The organism is Leptospira langatensis, from assembly GCF_004770615.1.
GTDB lineage: Bacteria > Spirochaetota > Leptospiria > Leptospirales > Leptospiraceae > Leptospira_B > Leptospira_B langatensis.
In genome coordinates this window covers 158,593-184,986 of sequence record NZ_RQER01000002.1, presented here as the reverse complement: position 1 = coordinate 184,986, position 26,394 = coordinate 158,593, and the positions used below count along the sequence as shown (strand labels likewise).

The window sequence follows — 26,394 nt, the reverse complement described above, 5'->3', positions numbered from 1 at the left end:
CAGATGAGCAATTTCGAGGACAATCAATACTTAACCTTTAAGATAGGAGACGAAACTTTCGGGATCGGGTTACTGAATGTAAAAGAGATCTTGGAATACACTCATGTGACCACTGTGCCCATGATGCCTTCCTTCATTCCGGGAGTGATCAATCTTCGTGGCAATGTGGTCCCTGTCTTGGACGTGAGCGATAAGTTCTTTAGGAAGAAACATTCTCCGGACAAGAGAACTTGCATCGTGATCGTAGAGGTGCCGGAATCGGTGAACGGGGCTAGAATGGATATAGGTCTTATCGTGGAATCCGTATATGAGGTATTGAGTATCCCTTCTTCGGAGATCGAGCCTCCCCCTACTTTCGGTTCGAGGATACGAGTGGACTTTCTTTCAGGGATGGCAAGACAGGCAAGCGGTTTCATTCTTCTTTTGAATCTTGTACGTCTTCTTACTGTAGAGGAATTGACCGCACTGGAAGAAACAAGAGAAGAAGCGAGTCATCTAACGGCTTCGAATCCGGCATAATGGAACCTGACATTGTAAAGGATATCTTCCTACAACCGGGAGGATTATACTGGGGAGAGAACGGTACAAGGATTCGAACTCTACTCGGGTCCTGTGTCGCGATCTGTCTTTGGCATCCTTATTATAGAGTGGGAGGAATGGCGCATATCATGCTTCCTAAGAGGCCCTCTAGTGTTCCCGATCCGCACAATAAGTATGCGGACGATGCGATCGAAACCTTCTTAGAGAAATTCAGTCTACTGGGCGAAAGGCCTGGCAGATTCGTCTGTAAGATCTTTGGAGGAGCTTCCATGTTCTCGCCGGATGAGGAGAATTTAGAGGAAGTGAGAAAGATCGTTGAGATTGGCGATAAGAATGTAGAGGCGGTCCAAACGCTGATCAAGAAGGCAAATATCACTCTTTCGGCCGCAAATACCGGCGGATCCTCTCATCGAAAGATCTATTTCTCTCTTTGGGATGGAGAGGTATATATGGAAAATCCAAAGAATTCATAAAATATGATATATGTTTTTATAATAGATGATTCCGCAGTGGTCCGCACTGTGCTTACGCAGGTTTTGGAAAAGAACAATGATATAAAGGTGATAGGCTCCGCTCCCGATCCGGTATTCGCTTTGGAAAAGTTAGAAAGGTCGAATATCTGGCCCGATGTATTCGTATTGGATATAGAAATGCCCAGAATGGATGGGATCAGTTTCTTGAAAAGGATCATGCAAGAAAGACCTACTCCTGTACTCATCTGTTCCTCTCTTGCGGAAAAGGAGTCGGAGACGACTTGGATTGCCTTGAAAGAAGGAGCCGTGGGTATAGTGACCAAGCCGAAGATAGGATTAAAGGATTTCTTGGAGGATTCGGTAATTTCCTTAGGAGAGGCGGTCCGTTCCGCTTCCGTTTCTAGGGTAAGGTCCCATAACAAGTCAGCAGTCCCAGTCATGAAAACAAATGCATTAGATTTTTCGAAAATTAAGACGACGGATCGGATCGTGGCTATCGGGACTTCTACCGGGGGAACTATCGCACTCGAAGAAATACTTACTTCTCTTCCTGCAAATTGCCCGGGAATAGTGATCGTTCAGCATATGCCTGAGAGATTTACGGAGGCCTTTGCAAATCGCCTGGATAAGCTCTGCAAGATCCAAGTCCGAGAGGCAAAGGATGGGGATAGGGTGCAAGAAGGCACTGCTCTCATCGCTCCCGGAAACAAGCATATGGAAGTCATAGGTAACGGAGCGCAATTCGTGGTTCGGGTCAAGGAAGGACCTCTCGTAAACAGACATCGCCCTTCAGTAGATGTTCTATTTCACTCGGTCGCTAAGAATGTGGGGAGGAATGCTAAGGCCTTCTTGCTCACTGGAATGGGAGCCGATGGCGCAGAAGGTCTATTAGAGATCCGTAAAACAGGTGGAAGGACTATTGCTCAGGACGAAGCAAGTTCAGTGGTATTCGGAATGCCTAGGGAAGCGATCGAGAGAGGAGCCGCGGAAAAGATCCTTTCCTTGGAGGAGATCCCAGCGGAGATCCTTGCTTAAGTAGAGACCAAAGCAAGGATCCTTTGCATTTTTTAGAGTAAGGAAAGAGTAACCTTGTTCCTTCTTTCTTGGATCTCTTCCGGGGTTTCGATCTTTAAGACCTCGTCCGGAACGATCTTGAAGATGGACTGTCCCTTTTGGATGATCTTTCCGTCGCTGTCTTTCAGAAGAACTTCTTTGACGGTTCCCGAGAATGGTGCAGTGATCTTGTTGAACATCTTCATAACCTCTACGATGAATAGAGGCTGACCAGCCTTGAAATGCTCTCCTTCTTTCACCATTGCAGGAAGATCAGGTGCTTCCTTGGAATAGAACATTCCACCCATAGGAGACACGATCTCGTCGGAACTTGCTTTAGGAGCCGGAGCCAAGAACTTGATAAACGCGTCTCTTGTATCCGCCTTTTTGAATTCCTCAGGGATCACTGGCTCTAAGTTTTCGTCGATCGAAAGTTTATAGAACCCGGATTTGTTTCCGAGATTCGGGATCAGTTTTAAGAGTTCCAATCCAAGTTGGAATCCTTTATGAGAAGCAACTGCCTTTGTCCAAAGAGCATCGTCGAAACCGGAAGGTTTAGGTCCTGCAAAGAACGAATCCCATTCCGCTGAATCCGCTTTCTTGCCGGTTCTTACTTCTAATTCTTTATAAAAAGCTAATGCAGCTTGGAGTATTTGTTGGTCATGATCCCAGATCTGTTCGGATGGGGATTGGTGCAATTCGCCTTCCATATGCTGGTAGTAATAGAGATCGGTAAGGATATGGACAGGATTTCGAAGCCACACGACCTGATCCTTCTCTATCTTCCAAGAAAGGTTCTCGTGATAACCGATAAACCCTGCAAGTAGATGGGCATCGGCGAGTATATCCGCCACTGGTCTTGTGATCAGGGTGAGTTTTCTGGAAAGTACCTTCTTCGCTTCTGCGGGAGCCGCGGAAACGATCTTGTTCCAAGCCACCTCCAGATCCACGTCTTTGCCTAAGCTTTCCAGAGCACCTACTGCCGCCAGATAGGAGATCATGAACGCAGTAGAAGGCTTGAATAGCGCATCCTTTCCAAGGATCCAGTTAATCAATCCGTAATGTACGATCAGGTTGGTTTGCAGATCTTGTCCTCGTAACTCGGTCTTACGAAGTATATTTCCGAGTTTACGAAGGTTGTCTTCTCTGCTGATCCCATATGTGATCAATAGAGCGATATTCGAATCGTATGCTCCAGCTACTTTATAATGTACGAATAAACCTGTGTCAGGATTACGAACGGAGATCCCTTGGTCGTCACGGATCTCTTCCGGTAAAGGTTTGGACCAATTCAGGATCACACCGCCGGCATGAGGTTGGATCGCCTTGTTCGTAGCATTGATCCGGACTTCCGCTCCGGAAATATTCCGAACGATACGCTCCGGCTTAGGCAATCTTTTTCCATGGAGTGCGATAAGCGCCATCGCTTCGATCAAACTATCTACGACGAAGAATTCGGCCTTGTTTTCCGGGTTGGTAAATTTAAGGGAATAGACCATCTCAGTCACTCTGTGTTCTACCTGGATACGAGTGTTCATCTCCATGAAGAAGTGATTGGTCCCTTCTACGATTAGCTCGAAAGTGGAAACGCTATTGAGTGCCACTGCCTTTCCGAATCTTTCGGATTGCTCTTCCATTTCTTGCAGTACTTTTAGATCTGCCTTTAGGATCTCTGCTTTCTTCGCGGAAACTTTCTCTACGGCAGCGATCTCGTTTTGGAGCAATTCCTGTGTTAAGGAGATCTCGAGTAGTTTTTGCTCGTGCATCTGAACGGAGCAATCCCTTCCCCCAAGAGCGAGACACCATTCTCCGTTTCCGATCAGCTGGATCTCGTTGTGACGGGTCTTTTCGATATTCAATTCGATGAGGAAGTTTCTATTGGAACCTGGAGCGGTTACCTTGGACTCGGATAGGATCTCCTGTACTGCAGTTTTGACCTCGTCCGGTTTAGAGACGACCCTTTGTCCTTTTCCTCCACCACCGCCCACATACTTAAAGCGGATCCTGTTGGTCGGATACTTCTTCCAGATCTCTGCACATTCGATTTCGGCCTGTGCTTGCAATTCTGCAATGGTGACTAACTCTACAATTTTCTCGTAACCGGCATAGAGAAGAGCTTCTGCATTTTCTGCCGCGCTAACGGAAGAATTATAAGTGAAGTTTAATCCCTTTTCTTTTGCGAGAGCAGAAAGTGCTTTCTCATCCGGCGCCTTCTTCAGTAAGCAAGTGGCAGAGATCGTATCCACACCTGGAGTTACGGAAACATTCAGTTTACGAGCGAGTTTCTTTGCCTCATCCTTAGAACCTGCCTGGTGAGCCACATGAGAAGAAGGTCCCATAAAGGTGATCCCACTCGCCTCGATCGCCTCGATGAACTCGGCGTCCTCTGCCATGAATCCGTATCCGGCAAAGATATGGGTGTAATCGTTATCCTTTGCGATCTGGATGATCTGCTTAATGCGAGCGGCTTTCTCTTCGGCGCCGGCACCCATATAATCCGGGACTCGGTGGATATTGGAAGGGAATCTAAAATCCCTTAGTTCGGGAGCAAGAGCCATCGGATAAACGACGGAGTCTTTTTCGGAGAGAAGGATCCCATATTCCCTAACTCCGATCTGGTCGAAGATCTCCATGGCTTCCTTACGCACAGGTCCTCTACAAACGATCAGACATTTGATCGTCTCTAAGGAGAAGGAATGGATCCAAGGTGAAGTAGATTCGCGAAATGTAATACGTCGATTTTGGTAGTCGATCATCTTTGTTTACTCGAACTCCCTTTGAGGTCCGGACATTGGTCCTGGTTTGTAGTGTCGGATTAAATAATCCAAGTTTTGGAAGAGTATATTTCTTGTGGTTCCCGGAAGAACGATCCTGGAAACGGATCCGAGAGAAAGAGCTTCTTTCGGGTTCATGAGTTCCTTTTCGTATCTTTGGGAAAGAGATTGGAGTTTCTTATCTCTAGTAGCGGCAGCTTCTTTCTCAGAAACGCCTTTCTTCAGGTTCTCTTTATATTCCCTTTGGATCTCGGAGATCTCGTCCTTGTAGACGTAGTCTTTCCCCGCAGGTCCCATCACTGCAATCCTTGCAGTAGGAAGAGCAAATACCATATCGGCTCCCGTATGATAAGAGTTGAAGGTAGCGTAAGCTCCGCCGAACGCATTTCGGATGATCAGGGTCAATCTTGGGGTCCTGATATCGATGATAGAATCCAAAAGTTTTCTTCCTTCTAGAACGATACCGTTTTGCTCCTGCTCTTTTCCAGGTAAGAAGCCTGTGGTATCCTCTAAGAAGACAAGAGGTATATTGTACACATTGCAGAAGCGGATGAATCTGGTTCCTTTTCTCGCCGCGCCGATATCGATCTGACCGGAAGAAACAGCAGAGTTGTTCGCTACGAAACCTACTACGTGCCCCCCTAATCTACCGAATGCAGTTACCAGGTTCCTGGATCTTTGCGGTTGGATCTCGAAGTACTGTCCATGGTCACATATATTCTGAATATATAATGTAATATCGAATGGAGTGTTCATTCCTGTTGGGGAATTGAACGTCTTTTTGAAAAGGATCTCTTCCTCGTAAATGAATCTGTCTGTAGGATCCGAGGTAGGATGGAAAGGAGGAAGGCTAGAGTTATTGTCCGGCAGATACGATAGAAGACGAAGTGCAGTTCTAAGAGAGCCTAACTCGTCGTTCGTAACCAGATCCACAACACCGCTTTGTCCATGGACTTTCGGTCCACCTAGATCGTCGGCGCTGATATCCTCTCCCAGAACCGATTTAACGACTCCAGGTCCGGTCAATCCGAAGAAGGTACCTTCCGGTTGGATCATGAAAGATCCCTGTCTTGGAAGATAAGCTCCTCCCCCAGCGTTGAATCCGAACATGAGCATTAGGCTTGGGACTACTCCGCTGATCTTACGAAGAGCAGTAAACGCTTCCGAATAACCGTCTAACCCGCCCACTCCCGCAGGAACATAGGCACCGGCGGAGTCGTTCATTCCGATCAAAGGAATTCCATGCTCTCCCGCCATATAGATGAGTCTCGCAAGCTTGTTTCCATTGGTTGCGTCCATGGAACCGGCTCTCAAGGTGAAGTCATGTCCGTAGATCGCGACATCCCTTCCGTTAATATTTAAGATTCCAGTGATTAGGGAAGCACCGTCTAGGTTCTTTCCCCAGTTTTGGTAGAGTATATTCGGTTCGGAATTGGTAAGTACCTTAATTCTTTCCCAAACAGTCATCCTTCCCTTGGAGTGTTGGACTAGGATCCTGTCCGTTCCACCACCTTTAAGGGGTTTCTCCAAGAGCTCTTTGCCCATGGTATTTGCTTCTTCATAGATACCGGGACTGGTTTCCGGTTCCGCATTACTAGTATTTAGGAATGGATTTTCAAACGAGTACGTGTGTTCCGACATATTGGTGTTGTCCGCCCGTACACAGGTTTTTAGAAAAAGGTCTGGGAGGAAAGCTTAAAATCAAATATGGGAAGAGGTTCAGAAGAAGTACTAGCGCCTCTTTTTAAAAATCGAGGCGGTTCGTATAGGGAACTATTGTAAGGAAGAATCTACCGTATCATAGATCCTAAAAAGAGAATCCATGTCTATGATCTCGAATACCTTTCTCACCGCAGGACGAAGCGCTGCAAGTTTCAATTGGATCTCTCTTTCCTTGCAGACTCGCAAGGATCCTACGATCACTCTAAGGCCTGCCGAAGAAACGAACTCTACATTGGACATGTCCAATACGATATTCTGCTCCGTAGCCTTTCGGATATGATCCATGAACGCTTGTTCGATCCTATGGGTATTATGAACATCCATGTTCCCGATCAGATGAATCACCCTCGAGTTCCCTTTGATTTCTACTGTAAGTTCCATCCTTTCCTCAGTCGCTTAACGAAAGTATTTTTGGAGGGTAAGAAGATTCCTTCCCTCCTCGATCTTATAATCCACAACGTCCATTAACGTCTCTATCAGATATACGCCGAAGCCGCCCTTTCTCTTTCCGGTGAGATTTTCCTCTATGGAAGGCTCTTTGACGGTCCTTCTATCGAATCCCCTTCCGGAATCCGTTAATACGATCGTGATAGAATCTTCCGTGAACCGAATTTTACAATCGAATTTCGGATTTCTGAGCAGAGTATCCCTATAACCGTGCATTACAATATTGGTCGCAGCCTCGTCGCAGGCCAAAAGTATATCATCTCTTAGGAAATCCGGTAGATTCCTTACCTTGATCGTATCGTAAATAAACTCTCTGAAAATGGGGATTTGAGCCGTACTGGCATCAAAGGTCCTAAAAAATTGAAAATCGTCGTTGTACTTCAGAAGAAGGACCGTAAAATCGTCGAAAGGCTCTTTTCCAGACGAGAACTCTCTCACTGTATGGTACAATTCTTCTACGATTTTCTTTGCAGGAAGATGCCTTCTCGCTCGGATCTCTTCGATCATCCTTTCCAATCCGAACTCATTACCTTGTGGATCCTTCTCCTCCACTGCGCCGTCCGTGTATAGAACGAAGATATCTCCCGGTTTGACTCGGAAATTCCCGCCCTTGTACTTTGCAGTTGGGATCACACCTAAAGGAGGACCTTGTCCTTTGAGCAATTCATAAGAGCCATCTTCCTTGATCCAGACCTGGTCGTTATGACCAGCGGATGCATACTCGATCGTAAAGAGAGAAGGATTATAGTGAATGAAGAATGCGGTTACGAACATCCCAAAATGAGAGTCCTCGAAGATGAGTTCATTTCCTTGTCGAAGGATCTCTTCCGGAGTTAGATCATGGTTTCGAGCTAGAGTACGAATGATAGAAGAACTCATCGCCATGAAAAGTGCTGCAGGTAGGCTTTTACCGGAAACGTCTGCGATCAAAAACGAATACTGTCCGTCGCTGTACTGGTAGTAATCGTAAAAGTCTCCCGAAACATCCTTGGCAGGAGCAGAAAGAATTCCCAGATCGAAATTAGAATGGAAGGACTTCTCCGAAGGAAGAATGTTCTGTTGGATCTTTCGAGTGATCTCCATCTCCTGTTGGATCGCCTTCTTCTCCAACATCTCGTTACGTAAACGGAATGCCTCGAATCCTTTTGTGAACTGAGAAGCCATGGTCTGCAAGAGCCTAAAATCAGAATCCTGGTAGGAAAGTTTATCCTTTCTATCTCCTACTGTCACGGCACCGTATGCTTCCCCACTGGATAAGAATAAGGGAACGATAATATAGGACCCTTTCAAGAACCTTCGATCCAACTCCTTGGGGAATGGTTGGTTTAGGATGTCTCTTTTTAAAACAGGCAATCCTTCTTTGATGCTGGATAGGATTTGGGTTCCTTCCATTTCGGATTCTAGGACTCGATCGATCTTTTCTCGATTCCCATCAAAGTATGCGCAGTTTACATGATCTTCTTTACTAAGGCTATATAAGAAGATACCGGCGACAGTCGCATCCAACTCTCGGATGATCATTCGGATGGATCTTCTGACAAGGCTCAAGCGATTGCTGGATTGACTAACTGCTTGGGAAAGTTCGAATAAGGACTGTAGTTCCGAGACTTTTTTTCGGAGATCCCTGTTTGCATTTTCCAAGTTTTGGAGAAGTCCCGTTTTTTGGATCGCAAGTGCTGAGGTTCCGGAAAAGCTCAAGAATAGCTCTAGGTCTTCGCCAGTGAATGTTTCTCTATCAACGGTATTGATTGCTTCGATAACGCCGATCACCTCGTCGTTTGCAACGAGAGGTGCAGCCATGATGTTTCTGGTAGTGAACTGAGAAGCCTTGTCCACTTCCTTATAGACACGATCGTCGTTTTGAGCGTCGTTGATAATGATGGGCTTTCTTTCCCGAACGACTAAACCGGCGACCCCTTTGCCGACCGGGACCTTCATCTTGGAGACTGCTTCGCTCTTTTCCCCCAAAACAGTATGAAAGTAAAGATTCTCTTTCGTCTCGTCCAGAAGAAGTACACTGCATGCTTCTGTCCGAAACACTGTCTTGGACGAAAGCATGATCGCTTCTAAAAGCTGAGAAAGATCCAGAGAAGAATTGATGAGTCCCGAAACCCGAATGACCTCGGTAAGTAGAAAATCGAAACGCTCAGATTGTCTCTTTGCCTGAGCCGCTTCCAAAACCAATTGAGTCGTAGCAAGTAAGGAGAGTGTCACAAGAGACGCATCACCTGAGACATGGGACTCCTTGAGAAGTCTTCCTACGGTTTTGCAAGTGGTACGGAGCAATTCGAAGTCAGTCTTAGCAAATCGATCCGCGGTAGTCTTTCCGAGAAGAACAAGGATTGCGTAACTGGACTGGTTCTTTTTGAGAGTATTATCCACATCTTCCGCTTTGAGTTTGCAGACAAGAATAGGATATTTGCTGGCGTGCTTGCCCCAGGGGGGAGTTTTACCTTTTTCTAATAAAAGGTCTTTGCCGGAATCGGAGAATGCCCAGTGAGATGCTTCTATCAGATCCTTTTCATTCTTTCCGGAAATTTGTCGGATCTGCCCCGACTCAGTTCTTGCAAAGATACCCCCGACTTCCGCTCGGGTGAGAGCCATGGACTCTCGTAAGAAGCTGTCAAAGATCGCGGAGACTCCGAGACCCTCCTCCAAGAAGAGGGAGCCGTCGGGTCGACTTCTAAGCAATGTCTCCTTTTTTTTAGGCTGAGTCAAGGTAGGAAAATTAGGCTTGGAACTTGAGGGATTGTTCCCTTAATTTTTTGTTTGCGAGTTCTAGATCTTTGATCTTGCTCATTGCGGTGATCAACTCGTCTCTGGATAAGTTAGTTACAATGGAGGTTGCGTCGAATGCTTCTTTTACGTTCTTTAATTCTTGTCCGGAATATTGTATGATAGTTTCATACATACGAATGATCTCATCCGCATTTTCTAATTCTTGTTCATTCAATCTCAGAACTTTCTCATAACCTTTGATAATATCGTTCTGGATTTTTATCTTTTTCTGTAGTTCCTCGACGGAATCGCTCATTCGATTGCTCCTATGAATTATCTATTGACAGTGGTCCCTGAAAAACCAACTTGGAATCGCGGGGACGTAGCTCAGTTGGGAGAGCGTTTGAATGGCATTCAAAAGGTCGGGGGTTCGATTCCCCTCGTCTCCAACCACCCTCCAGGCAACCTAATAGATAGTTTCCTTTCGTGAACACTGTCAAGACTTATGCAAGACAATCGCTGGACTTTTACAAGCCGAGGAAATCCGAAACGAGACGAAGTACTTTGGCTCCGGGACCCTTTGCATTCTTTCAACCGGTCTTTTTCTCCGGAACTTTCTTCCGAATATTACCTTACTGTTGCAGAGTCTCCTGAGAAATTTTCGGGATTTGCGCCGACGGAGATCTATCAGTTCCTTTCCACTCGAAAGAAGAAGCTGATCCTGATCGCCGAAGGATTCTCCGCTAGGATCGCACTTCCTTTTGCTTTCGAAAATCCCGATAAAGTGAGTTCCATTTTTCTAATTTTCCCGAATCCGATGCCTGTTTCCGGTTATGCCATTCCCCTATTGGAAAAGGCCGACTGGTTCCTTAGGAATCTTACACAGATCCCCCGCTTCTTCTTGGATCCGTTTGGCCTGGAAAAAGTATGGAACGGCCTTGAGAAGGAAGATTTGTATTCCGGAACAGTTCCTTGCCCCATGGGGATCCTATTGCCAAGGACGGTCGGACCCCTGGAATCCCAGGCGTCCTTTCTGCAAAATCTTTCCATTTCTACTTCCGTATATCGCTGGGAGACCTTAAACTCGAATTTTTCGGAACCTAGCTCGCAAATATTAGCTAAAATGTTAGAATCCTTTTTGAAATCTGGTGGGCAAAAACCGGTAAAAAATGGCACTAGGACTAGGTTCTAAAATGTCAGTGCGCAAAATCCTAAAAATCGGTGATCCTCTTCTGAGAAAAACGAGCGAACTCGTAAGTCCGGACGAATTGGGTACAAAAGAGTTCAAGAAACTGATCCGCGATATGTTTGATACGATGAGACATGCGGAAGGTGTAGGACTAGCCGCTCCTCAGATCGGGATCCTGAAAAAGATCGTAGTAGTTGGTTCCGAACCGGACGATGAGGCACCCGCAAGCTCTCAGGTTCCCGAAAGGATCCTGCTCAATCCGGAGATCACTCCGATCACAGAGTCTGTGGATGGAAATTGGGAAGGTTGTCTTTCCGTTCCAGGAATGAGGGGCTATGTGGAAAGACCGAACAAGATCCGAATGAAGTGGATGGACGAGAAGGGAGGTAACCATGACGAGGTCATCGAGGGCTACCAAGCTGTTGTCTATCAGCACGAATGCGATCATTTGAACGGAGTATTGTACGTGGATCGTTTGAAAAGCACCAAGATGTTCGGCTTCAATGATTCCATGGAATTTAGCGGTCCGATCCTGGACTAAGTCCTTCTTCCTAATCTAAAACCGTAAGCCAAAGAAGTCCTATGAAAACCATCCTAGAATATTTTCTCTCGAAGACTATCTTCGTGAATCTTCTCACCTTTTTGATCATTTTCTTCGGCGGGCTGGCAGCAGTCCGAATGAATCGGGAAGCCTTTCCGAATATTAACTTCGATATAGTTTCGGTTTCCACTTTGTATTTGGGAGCTTCTCCCCAAGAGGTAGAGAAGCTTGTCACGAACCCGCTGGAAAAAGCGATCAAGGAAGTGGACGGGATCAAGGAATACAGATCCGCTTCTATCGAGGGAAGATCCGGTATCGTGATCACTTTGGATCCGGATACTAAGAATACGCAAAAGGTCGTGGATGATATCAAGTCCGCTATCGATAGAGTGGAAGACCTACCGGAAGAAGCGGAAGATCCTATCGTTACGGAGATCACCACTGCCCGCACTCCAGTGATAGAAGTTTCCGTTACTCTAAAGAAGGATGACGGATCGGTCGAGGCGGAGAAGAGACTACGCCAGCAGGCCAAGATCGTTGAGCAGGCCTTATTGGATATTTCCGGGGTCGCAAAAGTGGCACGCAGAGGTTGGAGAGAAACCGAGATGCAGGTGGATATCCTACCTGGTAGCCTGAACGGACTCTATCTAACCGGGCAGGACGTAATCAATGCATTAAAGAATCGTAACGTAAACGTTCCTGGTGGGAATATAGTAGGTCTGGAGAAAGAGGTAATTCTCAGGACCATCGGAGAATTCGATACTCCGGACGAGATCTCTAAGGTCCACGTGAGAGGAAATGAGATCGGAAATGCGATCCGTATTCATGATATAGCCAGGGTTACAGAGGGCTTACGAGAAGCCGACTATGTGGAGAATGTGAACGGCAAGAAGACGATCGCGCTCACCGTTCTGAAACGTCAAAGTTCGGATGCCATTAAGGTGGTGGACGAGGTTAAGGAAACCGTCCGAAAATTCGGAGAAAGCAATCCCGAATTCGAATACGCATTCGTAAACGATCTCTCTAAGTATATTAGAAGAAGGTTAAATGTACTTATCTCGAATGCGACTTTCGGAATGATACTAGTCACCGCTTCCCTATTCTTCTTTTTAGGGTGGAGAGTAGCCCTTATGACTGCGCTTGGGATCCCGGTTTCCTTCGGCGCAACCTTCATTTTGATGAACCAGTTCGGACTCACGTTGAACCTGATCTCCATGTTCGGGCTAGTGCTTGTAGTCGGGATCTTGGTGGATGACGCAATCATTATCTGCGAGAACGTATACCGCTATATAGAAGAAGGGCTTCCTCCTTACGAAGCCACTCTGAAAGGAACCCTGGAAGTCGTCTCTCCCGTGACAGCGACGGTGACTACTACAATTGCCGCATTCGCTCCTATGCTCTTCATGTCCGGGATCTTCGGGAAATTCGTATTTAGTATTCCATTAGTCGTGATCATTGCACTTTGTGCTTCTCTTTCGGAGGCATTCTTCATTCTTCCGAATCACCTCTATGATATCAATAAACGGAACGTGAAAACGGGAGAGATCAAAGGCGAATCGGGTTGGTTTGCCAGATTCAGGAATACAAAGTACATTCCGGTCCTTAAATACGCTCTCAAACATCCTTGGCTTATGAGCTGGGGAGTCTTTGGGCTTTTGATCGCAAGCTTTGTGATCCTTGCAGGCTATCCCAGATTCAAACTCTTTCCGGGATCTGTGGATCAGTTTTACGTAAAAATATCAGCAAAGACGGGATCCAGTCTTCCGGAAACCTATCGTTACCTGAAAGTCTTAGAGCAAGAGATCTCCCAGATCCCTAAGGAAGATCTGGAGAATTATGCTACCAGGGTCGGGATCATCCAGGCCAATCCGAACGATCCGTTCACAAAACGAGGAAAGCATTTCGGAATGGTAATGGCTTATTTGACTGCCGAAGAGAACAGGAAGAAATGCCATAAGACCGACGATATTATCAAGAGACTTAGAAAAAGAACATTATGGTTATTGAATGAGACTTCTCGCAAACAAGAAGAAGAAAAGATCTTAAAAGAAGCAGAAGGCCAAAAGGACGAATGCGCCGGACATGATCCGGTGGTTATTCCTGAGGAATTCGCATCTTTGAGAGGAAAGCTTTTGTCCTTAGAATACGAAAAGATCTCCGGAGGACCTCCCGTTGGAAAACCGGTCGCAATCGAGATCCGCGGGGATAGTTACGATACACTTCTGAAGATCGCTGCCGAGTACAAGGAAATCCTAGGAAAAGTAGATGGAGTCGCCGATATCGCCGACGATTTTAACGAGGGAAAGGATGAGGTGAGGATCCGAGTCAGCGAATCCCTCGCCTCTACAGCCGGAGTTTCCGTATTCCGCGTGGCACAAGCGATCAATACCGCATTCCAAGGAACGGTTGCTACCAAGATCAAGCGCACGGACGAAGAGGTAGAAGTCAAGGTCCGCTTTCCGGAATCCTATCGTACTTCTGTAGAGAATCTAAACCACGTATTCGTTTCGAATATTGCGGGCAAGATGATCCCTGTCTCTCGCTTGGTGACCATGCAAAAGAATCCCGGGGTTTCCAATATCAATCACTTGGATAGCAAGAGGCTTGTCACTGTTTCGGCTAACTTAACAGGAAAGAGCACGAATCCTAGGCTAGCTAATGCGCAGGCCAAAAAGCTTGCGGATGAAAGAAAGATCTTGGATAAGTATCCGGGCTATACGGTCCGATTCGGTGGAGAGAATAAGGACACCGACGAGTCCTTTGCATCTTTGGGGATCGCTTTCGGAGCGGCTTTCATTATCATCTATATTATTCTCGCTTCCCTATTCGGTTCCTTATTGCAACCTGTAGTAGTGGTGAGTGCCATTCCTTTCTCCTTTATCGGAGTGATCCTGGCATTCGTTTCCCATGGAGAATACTTCGGGTTCTTGGCATTTTTAGGAATTGTGGGACTCGCAGGAGTTGTCGTAAACGATTCCATCGTTCTCGTGGATTTTGCAAATACTCTCCGAAGAGAAAATCCGAATAAGGACATCCTGGATGTTCTATTAGAAACTGGGAATTTGCGATTGAGAGCGGTGATTTTGACCACAGTAACCACTGTTTTAGGTTTATTGCCTACGGCTTACGGGATCGGGGGCTTCGATCCGTTCTTAGTCCCAATGGCTCTTGCCTTCGGTTGGGGACTTGCATTTGCCAGCTTGATCACTCTCATCATGGTTCCGGTATTCTATCTGCATCTATACAGATACCAAACCTGGTTCTCTAAAAAAATAGAGCAGATCTTCGGTAAAAGACAAAAGGTTGCCAGTACTGCTCTCCATTACTTCGAGCCGCAGAACTATACGACTACACCATCCGGCAAAAAGAAGAAATAGCTTCTTTCGAAGTTCTCTTTGGGATTCTGAAAAGATCGGTCTCAAAGAGAACCCATTTTGAACCGAAGGGTAGATCTTTATTCTTTAGGCTCTAAAGGGACTACACTTAACAATTTGCTAGAGATGTTCTAGAGAGGAGCAGGATGGGCTTCAATCCTGCTTGTCGTTCAGGATTTCCGGAACGGTCACGAATTTGTATCCTTTGTTCAGCATGGCTTGGATAAAGTCCGGAAGGATATAGATGAGTTTTTCGGATTGTCTAGGGGAACCAAGGTGCATCAGGATGATCGCTCCGTTCATCCCGTTCTTGTCTGCAGCCTCCCAACGATACAGAAAGTCCAGCATCTCTTCCTTGTTCTTATAATGAGGATTTTGGATGAGCTTTGTTTTTCCGGTAATCGGATCCTTCTTCGTAATGTACTTCTTATAAACGAAATCCGGAACATCCAAAGATCCAACCGTATTATTACTCCAAAAAATATGGTTCTCGTATCCTTGGGTCGCATATACGTCCAAAATGATCTGGTCCACTGCACCATATGGAAGTCTATAATACTTCGTTAAAGTATCTCCCGTGATCGTTTTGTATTTTTCCTCTACCGAAGTGAGTTCCTCTAAGAGAGCATTGAAATCGGGGATCTCGTCGGATACATAGCTTAAGAGAGCTCTCTTTCTTAAAGACGGTTCCTTTAAACTGCGGGGAAGATTGAAATGACTCCAAGTATGATTTCCGAACACTACTCTTCCCTGTAGATTTGCTAGTTTCTTTAAGTAAAGCAAATTGGTCTTGGAGAAGAGAGATCCTCCCTTCTTAGCAGGATTCTCGTTGGAAACGAACAAGGTCACCTTGATCGGGAAACGCATCATGAAATCGTAAAGGATCTGTAAGTCCTCTCCGGTTCCCAGGTCGAAGGTAAGAGCGATTTCCTTAAAGTCCTGGTTTCCTCGACTGATATTCTTACCGATCCCCGGCTTCGGAATGATCTGTTGCAAAGAGGCTAGATTCTTATTAATCTCTTCCGTCATATCTCCTTCCGGAACGTCGTCCAGAAGAGAAGATTTGAAACGAAGCACTTCCTCTTCTCTCTGTTGCTCTTCCAATCTAAGGCTTGTGATATCCTCGGAAAGACCGGTGATCACCTGGCTCTGTTTTTCTACGGTATTTTGGAGGGAATCCAAACGACGAGCCAAGGCAAAGACCGTGGTCAAGGTCAAGATCAAAAAGAATACGAGAGAGGTTCCGATTCGGATCTGACGGAACTTCCTCTCCAGGACTTCTGATTCGATCTCTACGTCCTGGATCTCTCGGATTGTTTTGGATAGAACTGAGGATTCTTCTTCACTAAGCATCTTGGGATCTTACTTTAACTAACCAGACGAATGAATTTTCCTTTTTTACCTTGGCGGATCAAGTATTCTGCATTCTTGCTAACGGTAAATTTTTCGTCCGTGAGTTTCTCTTCGTCGACATAAATCCCGCCGGACTTGATGATCCGTCTCGCCTCGGAAACAGAAGGAACAAATCCCAGTTTGGCGAGGACCCAGCTCAGCTGAGGGGTTTCGCTTTCCTCGAAAAATTCGGGTCCGAGAGAAGTGGCCGGAACATTCTCCGGAATGGCCCGAGCCTTAGGATTATGCACCTTATTCCATTCTTCTATTGCCTGAGCATTTGCGTCCGAGGAAGAGAATTGGTCCATTATTAATTTTGCAAGTTCTGTTTTAACTTCTTTCGGGTGCAATCCCCCGGACTGGATCCCTTTCTTTCTCTCGGAAACGGCGTCCATAGGGAGATCTGTAAGCAATTCGAAATAATTCCACATGAGTTCGTCGGAAATAGACATGAGTTTTCCGAACATATCTATGGGTTCTTCTGTGATCCCTACGTAATTGCCCAAGGACTTGGACATTTTCTTTACGCCGTCCAGTCCAACAAGGAGAGGCAAAGTTAGAACGCATTGTGCTTCTTTTCCGTATTCCCTTTGTAACTCTCTACCTACCAGAAGATTGAATTTTTGATCGGTACCGCCGATCTCCACGTCGGCTTCCATTTCGACAGAGTCATAACCTTGCACCAAAGGATAGAGGAATTCAATAAGGGAAATGGACTGGCCGCTCTTATAACGCCTACTGAAATCGTCCCTTTCTAAAAGTTGGGCTACACTGTATTTGGAAGTAAGCACCAGAACATCCTCGAATTTCATTCCCCCGCACCAGGCGGAATTGTAGACGATCTTGGTTTTTTCCTTATCCAAAACCCGAAAGACCTGGTTTTGATATGTCTCCGAATTCTGGAGCACCTCCTCCTTGGAGAGGCGTTTGCGAGTTTCGGATTTTCCTGTAGGATCTCCGATCATCGCAGTGAAATCCCCCAACAGGAAATTCACCTCATGACCCAGTTCCTGAAAATGACGGAGTTTTCGAAGTAGGACGAAATGGCCCAAATGCAAGTCCGGAGCCGTAGGATCGAAGCCGGCCTTGATCTTTAATGATTTCTTTTTTGTAAGTTTGGAGGTAAGTTCCTCTTCGCTGATTAGGTCGACGGTCCCACGTCGAATGAGTTCGATTTGTTTTTTAGGTTCCATTTGGCTCTTTTATTGCAATTTCACCTACCGAAATCAGCGTGTAAAGCAGGAAGACCCTAGATATGCAAAAACACGATCGCAAAAGCCGATTCCAAAAACTCAAAGAAGAGAACTTCGATATCCTCATCCTAGGCGGAGGTGCCACGGGAGCCGGCGCCGCTTTAGATGCCAGCCTGAGAGGACTGAAGGTCGCCCTTTTAGAAAAATCGGATTTCGCTTCCGGTACTTCTTCCCGCTCTACCAAACTGATCCATGGTGGAGTGCGTTATCTCGCTCAATTCCATTTTAAATTGATCCACGAAGCGCTTACGGAAAGACAGAGACTTTTAGAGAACGCTCCTCATTTAGTAAAGCCGCTTCCCTTCATTCTTCCCACCTATAAGATCTACGAGAAACCTTACTATAGCATCGGAATGACTATGTACGATATTCTTGCATGGAGGGGAAAACTTCCCGGTCATAAAAGAGTTTCTAAAGAGGAAGTGCTGAAGGATTTTCCTGCCCTTCAATCTAAAGGGCTCAATGGGGGAATTCTATATTACGATTCTCAATTCAATGATGCAAGACTGAATGTGAACCTAGCTAGATCTGCCTCTCAAGAAGGAGCCTTAGTACTCAGTAGGACCGAACTCGTATCCTTTGAAAAGAAGGACGGAAAGATCGTTGGCGGAAAGATCAAGGATCTGATCACCGGAGAGACTGCGACAGTAAAAGCCAAGGTAGTAGTAAATACAACCGGGCCTTGGGTGGACGAAATCAGACTCAAAGACGATCCAAGAACCTATAGAGTGCTTTCTCCTAGTCAAGGGATCCATCTTGTATTTAAGAAGGAGACCATTCCTTGTAATACCGCGCTCATTATTCCTAAGACAAAAGACGGAAGAGTCGTCTTTCTCATTCCTTGGGAGGATCATGTAGTACTTGGGACCACAGATACACCCATTCACGAAGTTACAGAAGATCCAATGCCTTTAGAATCCGAAGTGGACTTTCTGCTGCAAACTGGTTCGGATTATCTGGCAAAGCCGCTTCAAAAGAAGGATATTCTTTCCGTTTTCGCAGGCATCCGTCCTCTTATCTCCCCGGAAGGAAACCAAGACACCAAGAACATTTCTAGAGAAGAAGTAATTCTGGTCTCCCCTTCTGGCCTAGTCACCATGGGAGGGGGAAAATGGTCCACCTACAGAAAGATGGCGGAAGATCTGATTGATCGCGTACTGGTAGAAGGAGGGCTTGAGAATTATGGAGCCTCCAGAACTGCGAACCACGTGTTCCCAGGAAAAATCGGATACTCAGAGAACTTGTACCAAGAGATCCAAAAGATGTACAAGGTAGGAGAAGAAGGAGCAAAACGACTCCAAAACTACTACGGAGGAGAAGTCTTTCTTGTACTGGGCAAATCCCCGACCCCACTTGCCAAAGGACTAGAGTATTTCAAAGAAGAAGTGGAATGGTTTGTAAAAGAGGAATTTGCCCTGAGTGTAACGGATGTTCTCGCAAGACGTTTCCGGATCCAGTTCTTGGATTTGAAATTGGCTGCGAAACTCGCCTCTCCCATTTCCACTATTCTCGCAAAATCCCTAGGTTGGAAGGAATCGTTCCGAAAAGAAAAAGAGGCGGAAGCACTCTCTCTAATCGATTCCCTAAAAGCCACCTATAACGGAAAATAAAAGAAAAGCCGCTCGGATCCTGGGTCGTCGATAGGACAGACGCCTTGTATCGGAGCGGCTTTTTTAAGACCAAACTTTAAGAAAGCTTAATCTATATAATCTCTTAGTTTCTTGGAGCGAGACGGGTGTCTTAGTCTTCGAAGAGCTTTTGCTTCGATCTGACGTATCCTTTCTCTGGTCACCTTGAACTGGTATCCAACCTCTTCCAAGGTTTGAGGATAACCGTCGTCCAGACCGAAACGCATGCGAATGACTTTCTGCTCTCTTGCAGGAAGAGTATGAAGTACCTGACGGATCTGTTCTGCGAGAATACTGGAAGCAGCAGAATTGACCGGAGATTCCACATCCTTGTCCTCGATAAAGTCCCCGAGTTCCGAATCTTCTTCGGAGCCCACAGGGATCTCGAGAGAGATTGGCTCTCTTGCTACGTTCTTAACTGCTTTTACCTTCTGAACAGGCCAGCCCAAACGTTCCGCTATCTCTTCGTTGGAAGGATCACGTCCGAATTCCTGAACGAACAAACGGGTCTCACGGATCACCTTGTTCACCTGCTCGATCATGTGAACCGGAACTCGGATCGTTCTCGCTTGGTCTGAGATCGCGCGGGTGATTGCCTGGCGGATCCACCAAGTCGCATAGGTGGAGAACTTATACCCTTTCTTGTACTCGAACTTATCCACTGCCTTGATGAGACCGATATTTCCTTCTTGGATCAGGTCAAAGAAATGCATTCCTCGGTTCGCGTAACGTTTTGCAATGGAAACCACAAGACGAAGGTTCGCTTTCACGAGTTCTTTCTTGGCTTGGGCGATCTCTCTTTCGCCTTTGATGATCTTTTCGCCCCAGTCCTTGATCTCTTGGACGGAAGAACCTGCTTCCTGTTCCATGCGACGGAGTTTACGTTCGTTGTTGCGGATATCCTTGATGACCTCACGAACCTCGTCTATAGAGACTCCCATCATCTTTTCGATATCTTCTAACTTCTCATTCTTCTCGATGAATCGGTTGAATGCCTTGATATCTTTTACGTCGTATCCGTACTGAGCCTTGATCTTTAAGAAATGACGATCGATCTCCTTGATCCTAAAGACCATGGACTTGATCTTTTGAGAGATCTTCTGGATCTCCTTTTGGGAAACTCCCAATTCGCGAACAGCTGTATCGATGATCCCTTTGGATACGTCTATCTTCTCCTTGAACTCTTTGTATTTCTTAGAGTTTTCGGAATACTTACGGATCCTGGATTGAGCTTCTTGTAATACTTTTTCCTGTTCTTGGATGACGGAGATATTCTTGAAGAACAGTTCTTCTAATTTCTTCGCCTCTTCGGCATTCATCGCATACATCTTGTCCACTCGGACCAGATCGTATACTTTCGTTTTCTTACTGCGGATCTTGGGCAGAAGCTTGATGAAGTTTGCTCTAAGAATAGAAGAACCTAAGATCGTTTCTTCTATGATCTTCTCTCCCTTCTCGATCTTCTTAGCTAGAAATACTTCCGTTTCTCCGGAGATCAAATTTACTTTTCCGATCTCTTTCAAATACAAACGGATCGGATCTTCCGAACCGCCTGCAGAGGAAGCAGTCTCCTTCTTTTTGCGAGCGGGTTTTACGGGAAGAGCAGGATCATCCTTAGGCAGGATAGAAGTAGCCGGTTCCAAGGATTTTCTTGTATATTCTTCTACGATCTCGATTCCCATCTCGTGAAGAAGAGTGAAGACATCGTCAATCTTCTCTGAGTTTAAGATCTTATCCGGGAGTATCTCGTTGATCTCGTCATAGGAAATTTCGCTATTCGCTTTTCCTATTGCGATGATCTTCTGCACTTCCGGCATGCTTTGTAGATTTTCCATTCTGCGGTCCCCTATTTTACGCCCGAATTCTCATTGCGAATGTTCTCTAACAATTTCGCCTTTTCGGTCTTGTAATATGCCAGTTTCGTAAGCTTTTCCATTTGCTCTAAAGAAGAGTCCGAATCCAATTCTCTCATTCTTTCGTCTACGACGAAGACTCTCTGTTGTTTCAGCAAACCTCGAAAAACCTTTGCTCCTTCTTCCGGAGCCATTTCCGTTTCTTCCAAAAGGAAGGGAGCGATCGCTTCCTTAAATTCCCCCGGTATTTCGGAGGAAAGAATCGACGCGGGAGATATTTCCTCCTCGCTCGCGTATCTTGTATATAAAAAGTCCCATAAAAATGCGCTTTTAGGATCCAAGAATTCCAAGGCGGATAATTCCTCGGAAAAGTGAAAAAGAGAGTTTATTCGTACCAAAAGTGCGATGATCTTGCGTTCACAGTTTTCCGCCGGATTTGGACCCGAAGATCTCTTTAACGATCTTTCCTTAGTATTATCGGACCCGGAAGGGGCAAACTTGGCTCCCCCGCCTTTATAATCCCGCAAAACCGAATCCATACTAATGCCCAATTGGCGGGCTCCCAGACTTAGGAAAAATTCTCTATCGGAGTCCCGAGTGAACCCTTTCAAGAACTGGTATAGATTATTGAGAGCCTTTCTCTTTTTTTCCGGCAAGGCCCTGGAATCCGCTTTTTCCAAAAGCTCTTCGACCACGAAGGAGGAAGCAGGAATGGATTGGTCTAGTAGTTTATGCAATTCCTGGCGGTTTAATTCCTTGGACAGATCGAAGGGATCCTTTCCTTCCGGAAGGAGTACCACAAAACAATCCAGTCCTTCTTTTAGACAGAGTTCTGCCGCGTGAAGGGCGCCTTTCCTTCCTGCAGTGTCCCCGTCTAATACCAAAAGAAATCGATCGGTGAATTTCTTAATGGTACGAATATGATTTTCTGTTACCGCAGTTCCCATACAGGCCACAGTGTTCTCGATCCCCTTATCTACGAGACCGATCACATCCAAATATCCCTCCACTAAAATTGCGGTTCTGGATTTTTGGATAAATTCCTTGGATTGATGCAGATGATAAAAAGTCCTTCCCTTATCGAATATGGAAGAAGCCGGACTGTTCACATACTTAGCTTCTTTTCCGGGACCGACTATCCTGCCGGAGAATGCGATCACCCTTCCGGAGAGATCGAATACCGGGAACATGATCCTTTCTCTAAAGAAATCGTAAGGCTCTTTTCCTTTGTCTGATTCACGGATCAGACCTACTTCGAGTGCGGCCTTCACTTCTTCTCTGGAAGAAAAAACCTTAGGAGTCAGATTCTGGAATCCGGCAGGAGCAAATCCCAACTGAAAGGATTTTTGGATCTCTTCTCCCAAACCGCGGGATGTTAGATATTCTCTCGCTGCAAGTCCCTGTGGCCCTCTTAGATTTTCTTGGAAGAAGTGTAGAGCTTTTCTATTTACTCTGTAGAGAAGTTCCGTTCTTTCGATCTCTTCTCTTCCCTTCTCAATGATCGGGATGCCCGAATATTCGGAGAGTACTTCTTTGGCTCTCTGAAAGTCTACCTTCTCATAGCTCATCACGAACTGGAAGATGTCTCCCGAGGCCTTGCAGCCGAAACAATGATAGAATTGCTTATCAGTGGAAACGTTAAAAGATGGAGATTTTTCCTGATGGAAGGGGCAAAGGCCTACCATATTTCTCCCTTTCTTTTGCAAGGGTACGAATCGGCTGATATAAGATTCGATAGGAACTTCCCTACGAATACGCTCGATAAATTCCCTTTGGAACTGCAACGCTTTGCCCGCTTAGGAAAGTTTTGATTTTACGATCGCAGAAACCTTTGATCCGTCTATATTTGCCCCTTTGAACTCCGCCATGACTTTTCCCATGACCTTTCCTATGTCTTTGGGGCCTGACGCGTTGAGTTCCTGGACAATCTTTTCTACTGCGGCGCGGATCTGTTCTTCCGGAACATCGGGAGGAAGATAGCTTTTCAGTACTTCCGCTTCTCTCTTTTCTTGATCCGCTAGATCGGTACGATTCGCCTTTTCATACATTTCAATGGCGTCGGTACGTTTTGCATATCCGCGTTTAATGAGTACAATGACCTGCTCGTCACTCAATTCCTGAGCGCCATTCTTGGTTAGCTCATACTGGATATCTGCCTTCAATAGGCGTAGAGTGGAAAGAAGAGGTTCCGTCTTAGACTTCATCGCCTCTTTTAGGTCGGTATTGATTTTAATTTGGAGGGACATGCCCGCTCTCTTGCTATCCTCGCTCGGAGAACCGCGGATTAACCGCGGTCTTTACGAGAGAAGAGGCGTTTTTTCTTTTCTAGTTTGCGTTTTGCGGATTCGAGAGCCTTTTTCTTTTTGATGCTTGGCTTCTCATAGAATTCGCGTCTTTTGATCTCGCTCATGATTCCAGCGTTTGCACAATCTCTCTTGAAACGTTTGAGAGCGGATTCGATGGACTCGCCTTCCTTTACAATGATTCCTACCATTCGGTGGAATTCCTCCCTGTTGGATTCTTTAAGGACCGGATAAACGGTAGCGGCAAAACCGGTTACCGACCAAAATGGACATACCAATGGTCCGGAGTCTGGGGACAAAGTACCCCGTATTTACTAATTTCTGTTGACCACTCCGGAAGTCAATGCCATTTGGCCAGATTTCAGGTTGTAAAAGACGAAATTTAGACATAATCTAGTTCATCCCCAGGACCAATCTGAAATTAAATCCTGCCAGGCCTAAAACCACCCCGACTCCGACCCCATAGATCAAATGTCCAAAAACATGGGCGGCGGCAACGCTGATCCCTGCCTCTCTGAATTGTTCCAAAGGGTGTCTTTGTGCTACCAAGGCCACCAAAACGAAGCCAACCAAATAGCCGTGGAAGAACCCAAGGGCTCCGCCAGTAACGATATATGCGATCAACACATGGGGAGCAAGATTGATAATCAATGCGTAAGGAAAGGCAAACATGATCCCAAAGACAATATGAGTGATAATTCCCGGAACCAGGGCCTTATTCATATCCTTGGTGAAGAAGCTTCCGATCGCACGGATCATATCCGCGTTCACAGAACCTGCGTAGTGGATAGACCACATTGAGATGGACATACAAACCGTCCCAATGAGACCAGCGAGCAGGATCAAACCTATTGTTTCCATGAATTCCCCCTGCGGAACCTAAGTCCCTTCCATTGCGGGGAAAAATTGTACTCTAAAAATAAGAGCCCAGCAAGAACTAAAACAGAGTTTTGGAATGGTTTTGAGAGGAAGGAAACTAGGATCCGAAAGGATCCTAATGGATATTTTATATTAGAATATTAAGAAAAAAATGGAATTAAGCCGCGAAGAAATCGGCCTTCTGGATTTGAGCGATCTCTATTGTAGCTTCTATACCGAAATCACCGTTCTTAATGACAACGTCGCCGTCCATTCTTCTGTTCTTGTCTAGCTCGATCACTGTACCGTCTTTCAGAGTAAGAATGATGTCGATCCCTCTGTAGTTGATATAACGCTCCAAGGTATTCTTAAAATGCTCTGCCCTGTCCTTCATCTTTCCCTCCCGTACGGTTCAATTTACGGTACAAACGTTCATTTTCGAGAGAGAGTTTTTTTGATACTTCCTGTATTTTTTGGAAGATGATCCGAAGGAGCAAAGCTCATTTCAAAAGAAGAGATGATGTACCACACAAAGGTTTAGTACTTCATATGTTTGGTCGCAACGATATGCTTTCCTTTCGATGCGGATCAATTTTAGATCTATTTAGAGAGTTTCCGGTAAGGGTTTCAGGAGTTTTTCGTACACAGGCTGGAAGGAATCCAATGTCTCCGTCAATTCTAAGAAACGGATCTCATAATCAATGATGAGATGGTTTACTTGAAAGATCACCTCATCGAAACGGCTCTTGACTATATCCAATCTACAATCCGGACAAAAAGTTAAGAAGGATCTGGAATTCAAAACGTAAAGCTTATCATAAGGACGAAGGTGGGCTTGGATCACCGATTTCAGTTCCTCTAGGATCTCTCCCGATTTCTGCTCTCCCAATAACCGAAAATACTGAGAAAGATCCTGAAAATAGAAATGGGTCAGTACCATTTCAGTGCTCAGAGAGTTTTTCACATCTCTTAGGAATTGGTTGGTGAATTCTTCGAATACGTCCGGAATTCTTGGCTTTTGATCCGTGCTTTCCATGTTCTTGGTTTGAATATCGACTTCTTCTTTTCAAAATTCCAGGCTTTTTCAACGCATCGATTTCTTTTCGAGGAAGGGAAATGCCTGGCCTTTATGAGGATTCTCATTATACTCCCTAGAGGCTTGAGCCAGAAATCCCGCTTGTCAGGCGGGCTAGGCTGGATTTTCTATCCGGTAAGCAGTTAAATGAATCCAGGAGAACCATCGTGAGCGCGCATCCCACACAATTAATGAGTCTTTCTCAATATCTGATCGAGGAACAACTCAAACTTCCTCAAGCAACGGGAGATTTTACCGCGCTAATGAGTCACTTGGTATACGCTGCCAAGATCGTTTCTAGAGAAGTCCGAAAAGCAGGTCTCTTGGAAAATATTCTGGGATCCACAGACCAAACAAACGTCCAAGGCGAGACTGTAATGAAGCTGGACGAATACGCTGATAAGATCTTCACTCATACTCTCACCCGATGCGGTCACCTTTGTGCCATGGGAAGCGAGGAGCAAGAAGAGATTATCGCGATCCCGAACGGTTATAAGATCGGAAAATACACCATCGCAATCGATCCGTTGGACGGATCTTCCAATATTGATGCTAACGTTTCTATCGGAACGATCTTCTCCGTTCATTTACGGATCACTCCTCAGGGAACTCCAGGAACCAAAGAAGACCTTTTGCAAAAAGGTGCTAAGCAAAGAGCGGCAGGTTATATCGTGTACGGCTCTTCTACTATGTTAGTGCTTTGTGTGGGAAAGGGAGTCTCCGGTTTTACTCTGGATCCTTCTTGTGGGGAATTCATTCTTTCCCATCCTGAAATGAAAATGCCTGAGTCTGGAGGGATCTATTCCATCAACGAAGGGAACTACGACTACTGGTCCGATGAAGTAAAGAACTATATTAAGAATATCAAATCTATCGAAGGCGGAAGAAAGCCTCAATCTCTTAGATATATTGGTTCCCTCGTAGCGGATTTCCATAGGAACCTATTGAAAGGAGGGATCTTTCTTTATCCCAACGATACAAAGTCCTCTAAATATCCGAAAGGTAAACTTAGACTCCTATACGAAGTGGCTCCTATGGCTCTCATCGCAGAGCAAGCCGGAGGAATGGCTGTTACTGTAGAAGGAAAACGTATTCTGGATCTGCAACCGGAAGAGTTGCATGAAAGAACTACTTTCGTTGTAGGTTCCAAGAAAGAAGTGGAGCATTTTCTCACTTTCGTTAAGTAAGTCTATATTCAAAA

The 26,394-nt window shown here is 45.6% G+C and carries 22 protein-coding genes and 1 tRNA gene; 9 read left to right on the top strand and 14 right to left on the bottom strand.

Annotation, left to right across the window (positions count from 1 at the left end; genetic code table 11):
- Positions 1–3 precede the first annotated feature (3 nt).
- Genes EHO57_RS03650 through EHO57_RS03640 form a run of 3 tightly spaced genes read left to right on the top strand, consistent with a single transcriptional unit; the run spans position 4 to position 2,048 of the window.
- Entirely contained in the window at positions 4–519 is a 516-nt protein-coding gene (locus tag EHO57_RS03650; protein ID WP_135643008.1) for a chemotaxis protein CheW, read from the top strand.
- Positions 519–1,013: a chemotaxis protein CheD gene (locus tag EHO57_RS03645; protein ID WP_135643006.1), complete on the top strand. Its 495-nt coding sequence runs from the start codon at positions 519–521 to the stop codon at positions 1,011–1,013. Before EHO57_RS03650 ends, EHO57_RS03645 begins: the two co-directional genes overlap by 1 nt.
- Positions 1,014–1,016: 3 nt before the next feature.
- The gene (locus EHO57_RS03640) at positions 1,017–2,048 is read left to right on the top strand and encodes a protein-glutamate methylesterase/protein-glutamine glutaminase (protein WP_135643004.1); all 1,032 of its coding nucleotides are present in this window, start codon (positions 1,017–1,019) and stop codon (positions 2,046–2,048) included.
- Between the two features lie 32 nt (positions 2,049–2,080).
- Here the strand turns inward: EHO57_RS03640 and EHO57_RS03635 are convergent, their stop codons facing one another.
- The 5 genes from EHO57_RS03635 to EHO57_RS03615 all read right to left on the bottom strand — a co-directional run bounded on the left by EHO57_RS03635 (position 2,081) and on the right by EHO57_RS03615 (position 10,043).
- The gene (locus tag EHO57_RS03635) at positions 2,081–4,822 is read right to left on the bottom strand and encodes an ATP-binding protein (RefSeq protein ID WP_135643002.1); all 2,742 of its coding nucleotides are present in this window, start codon (positions 4,820–4,822) and stop codon (positions 2,081–2,083) included.
- A 6-nt stretch (positions 4,823–4,828) separates the two neighbouring features.
- Entirely contained in the window at positions 4,829–6,481 is a 1,653-nt protein-coding gene (locus EHO57_RS03630; protein WP_135643000.1) for an acyl-CoA carboxylase subunit beta, read from the bottom strand.
- Positions 6,482–6,613: 132 nt separating this feature from the next.
- Positions 6,614–6,943 (bottom strand): STAS domain-containing protein, encoded by a 330-nt coding sequence (locus EHO57_RS03625; protein WP_135642998.1) that lies wholly within the window; start codon positions 6,941–6,943, stop codon positions 6,614–6,616.
- A gap of 15 nt (positions 6,944–6,958) precedes the next feature.
- Positions 6,959–9,727, bottom strand: coding sequence for a SpoIIE family protein phosphatase (locus EHO57_RS03620; protein ID WP_135642996.1), 2,769 nt, complete (start codon positions 9,725–9,727; stop codon positions 6,959–6,961).
- A gap of 10 nt (positions 9,728–9,737) precedes the next feature.
- The gene (locus EHO57_RS03615) at positions 9,738–10,043 is read right to left on the bottom strand and encodes a hypothetical protein (RefSeq protein WP_135642994.1); all 306 of its coding nucleotides are present in this window, start codon (positions 10,041–10,043) and stop codon (positions 9,738–9,740) included.
- 60 nt (positions 10,044–10,103) lie between these two features.
- Between EHO57_RS03615 and EHO57_RS03610 the strand changes: the two genes are divergently transcribed.
- From EHO57_RS03610 to EHO57_RS03595, 4 genes are all read left to right on the top strand, one after another.
- Positions 10,104–10,176: transfer RNA gene (locus EHO57_RS03610), tRNA-Ala, on the top strand.
- A gap of 56 nt (positions 10,177–10,232) precedes the next feature.
- On the top strand, positions 10,233–10,919 hold the full coding sequence (locus tag EHO57_RS03605; RefSeq protein WP_135642992.1) for a hypothetical protein: 687 nt from the start codon (positions 10,233–10,235) through the stop codon (positions 10,917–10,919).
- Between the two features lies 1 nt (position 10,920).
- A complete protein-coding gene (def, locus tag EHO57_RS03600; protein WP_135642990.1) occupies positions 10,921–11,457 on the top strand; it encodes a peptide deformylase in 537 nt (178 codons plus the stop codon).
- 41 nt (positions 11,458–11,498) lie between these two features.
- Positions 11,499–14,834 carry an efflux RND transporter permease subunit gene (locus EHO57_RS03595; RefSeq protein ID WP_135642988.1) on the top strand — a complete coding sequence of 1,112 codons (3,336 nt, stop codon included), beginning with the start codon at positions 11,499–11,501 and terminating at the stop codon, positions 14,832–14,834.
- A 150-nt stretch (positions 14,835–14,984) separates the two neighbouring features.
- Here the strand turns inward: EHO57_RS03595 and EHO57_RS03590 are convergent, their stop codons facing one another.
- Both EHO57_RS03590 and tyrS read right to left on the bottom strand, forming a co-directional pair.
- Entirely contained in the window at positions 14,985–16,184 is a 1,200-nt protein-coding gene (locus EHO57_RS03590; protein ID WP_135642986.1) for a polysaccharide deacetylase family protein, read from the bottom strand.
- A 14-nt stretch (positions 16,185–16,198) separates the two neighbouring features.
- Positions 16,199–17,416, bottom strand: coding sequence for a tyrosine--tRNA ligase (gene tyrS / locus EHO57_RS03585; RefSeq protein ID WP_135642984.1), 1,218 nt, complete (start codon positions 17,414–17,416; stop codon positions 16,199–16,201).
- A gap of 62 nt (positions 17,417–17,478) precedes the next feature.
- Here tyrS and EHO57_RS03580 point away from each other — a divergent pair, with 62 nt between their 5' ends.
- The gene (locus EHO57_RS03580; protein ID WP_135642982.1) at positions 17,479–19,086 is read left to right on the top strand and encodes a glycerol-3-phosphate dehydrogenase/oxidase; all 1,608 of its coding nucleotides are present in this window, start codon (positions 17,479–17,481) and stop codon (positions 19,084–19,086) included.
- An 86-nt stretch (positions 19,087–19,172) separates the two neighbouring features.
- Here the strand turns inward: EHO57_RS03580 and rpoD are convergent, their stop codons facing one another.
- From rpoD to EHO57_RS03545, 7 genes are all read right to left on the bottom strand, one after another.
- The gene (rpoD, locus tag EHO57_RS03575) at positions 19,173–20,939 is read right to left on the bottom strand and encodes an RNA polymerase sigma factor RpoD (protein WP_135642979.1); all 1,767 of its coding nucleotides are present in this window, start codon (positions 20,937–20,939) and stop codon (positions 19,173–19,175) included.
- An 11-nt stretch (positions 20,940–20,950) separates the two neighbouring features.
- The gene (gene dnaG / locus EHO57_RS03570; RefSeq protein WP_135642977.1) at positions 20,951–22,741 is read right to left on the bottom strand and encodes a DNA primase; all 1,791 of its coding nucleotides are present in this window, start codon (positions 22,739–22,741) and stop codon (positions 20,951–20,953) included.
- A gap of 12 nt (positions 22,742–22,753) precedes the next feature.
- Entirely contained in the window at positions 22,754–23,203 is a 450-nt protein-coding gene (locus EHO57_RS03565) for a GatB/YqeY domain-containing protein (protein ID WP_135642975.1), read from the bottom strand.
- 38 nt (positions 23,204–23,241) lie between these two features.
- The gene (gene rpsU / locus EHO57_RS03560; RefSeq protein ID WP_008591132.1) at positions 23,242–23,451 is read right to left on the bottom strand and encodes a 30S ribosomal protein S21; all 210 of its coding nucleotides are present in this window, start codon (positions 23,449–23,451) and stop codon (positions 23,242–23,244) included.
- 202 nt (positions 23,452–23,653) lie between these two features.
- Entirely contained in the window at positions 23,654–24,121 is a 468-nt protein-coding gene (locus tag EHO57_RS03555; protein ID WP_135642973.1) for a hypothetical protein, read from the bottom strand.
- A 175-nt stretch (positions 24,122–24,296) separates the two neighbouring features.
- Positions 24,297–24,512 (bottom strand): hypothetical protein, encoded by a 216-nt coding sequence (locus tag EHO57_RS03550; protein WP_135642970.1) that lies wholly within the window; start codon positions 24,510–24,512, stop codon positions 24,297–24,299.
- Positions 24,513–24,722: 210 nt separating this feature from the next.
- Entirely contained in the window at positions 24,723–25,154 is a 432-nt protein-coding gene (locus EHO57_RS03545) for a hypothetical protein (RefSeq protein WP_135642968.1), read from the bottom strand.
- A gap of 206 nt (positions 25,155–25,360) precedes the next feature.
- Between EHO57_RS03545 and fbp the strand changes: the two genes are divergently transcribed.
- Positions 25,361–26,380 carry a class 1 fructose-bisphosphatase gene (gene fbp / locus EHO57_RS03540; protein WP_135642967.1) on the top strand — a complete coding sequence of 340 codons (1,020 nt, stop codon included), beginning with the start codon at positions 25,361–25,363 and terminating at the stop codon, positions 26,378–26,380.
- Positions 26,381–26,394 lie beyond the last annotated feature (14 nt).